This is a genomic window from Micromonospora sp. NPDC023814, from assembly GCF_040639595.1.
GTDB lineage: Bacteria > Actinomycetota > Actinomycetes > Mycobacteriales > Micromonosporaceae > Micromonospora.
Window position 1 is genome coordinate 1 of the sequence record NZ_JBFAAF010000250.1, and the last position, 1,253, is coordinate 1,253.

Annotated in this window: 2 protein-coding genes; both read left to right on the plus strand. The window is 66.6% G+C overall.

Translation table 11 applies throughout. From position 1 onward, the window contains the following. Window positions 1-678, plus strand: a 678-nt coding sequence (locus tag AB0G14_RS35810) for a transposase family protein (protein WP_357705264.1), incomplete at its 5' end; no start/stop codon positions are given. Then, the gene (locus tag AB0G14_RS35815; protein WP_357705266.1) at window positions 675-842 is read left to right on the plus strand and encodes a hypothetical protein; all 168 of its coding nucleotides are present in this window, start codon (window positions 675-677) and stop codon (window positions 840-842) included. The genes AB0G14_RS35810 and AB0G14_RS35815, both read left to right, overlap by 4 nt. Window positions 843-1,253 lie beyond the last annotated feature (411 nt).

The window sequence follows — 1,253 nt, forward strand, 5'->3', positions numbered from 1 at the left end:
CTGCGCTGGTTCTGCGACGGCACCCGGATCAAGCATCTGGCGACCGACAACCAGATCAGCACGTCCACCGGCTACGACTACCTGCACGAGGGCATTGACGTGCTCGCCGCCCGGGCGCCCGGCCTGCACGGCGCGCTGCTGGCCGCCAAGGCCGCGGGGCACTGCCACGTGAACATCGACGGGACCCTGATCGAGACCGACCGGTGTCGCACCCCCGGCCCGACACCCGGAGTGGACCTGTGGTGGTCAGCCAAACACGACAACCACGGCGGCAACATCCAGGTGATCACCGTCGGCGACGGCTGGCCGATCTGGACCTCCGAGGTGCGACCCGGCCGCGAACACGACACCACCGCCGTGCGCACCCACACCGAGATCCTCCCAGCGCTGCGAGCCGCCGCCGGCGACCTGCGTACCCTCGGCGACCTGGGCTACGAAGGCGAGTCCGACACCATCACCGTGGCGTTCAAGAAACCCAAGGGCGGCCGGCTCACGACAACCCAGCAGCAGCTCAACAAGACCCACAACAGCCTGCGCGCCATCGGCGAACGCGGAAACTCGCTGCTCAAGACCACATTCAAGGCACTTCGCAACGTCAGCCTCAACCCATGGCGGATCGGCAAGATCGTGTCAGCCGCCCTCGCGCTGCTGCACGTCGAGCACGCCCGAACCACATGATCACCCCTGGTGATCAAACCCTTGCGCGGAATGGCTCACTGGCCGCCAGCGTCATCACGCTCACGCTGACCGGCATCCTCAGCCTGATCGCCGGAGCAGCCCGGGTGGGCCGGCTTCGACCGGCGAGGGCGGCAGCGTCGACCGGCGAAGTCGCCGAAAGCTGAGAATTCCGCTGTCAGCCTCCAGGAACCCCAGCCAAACCGCCTCAGCCTGGGTCGCCAGGGCGTCCGAGCCCGGCGGGTGGTCACGTTCAGCCACGGGATCCTCGGCGATGGAGCACACCGCTGGGCAGGCGTCTAGATCGACTCCTTGGCGTTGTTCTGGGCTGGAAGCCACGGGTGGGCCCTCATGGCGGGCAGATCCCTGTCGCCGAACGGAGCTAACGATCTCGTGCGCAATTGCCAGGGCTTGTGGGCTGCCGTGATGTGGATTGGTTACCAGGTGATCATGCGGTCGGATACCAGGCTGGCGACCGCGTCGATGGTCTCGGGTAGAAGCTCACGGCGGCCGGTGAAGCGTTGAAGCTGTCGCCACCATTTCAGCTCCGCAATGGCGTGTTCGACAGAAATGCGTTG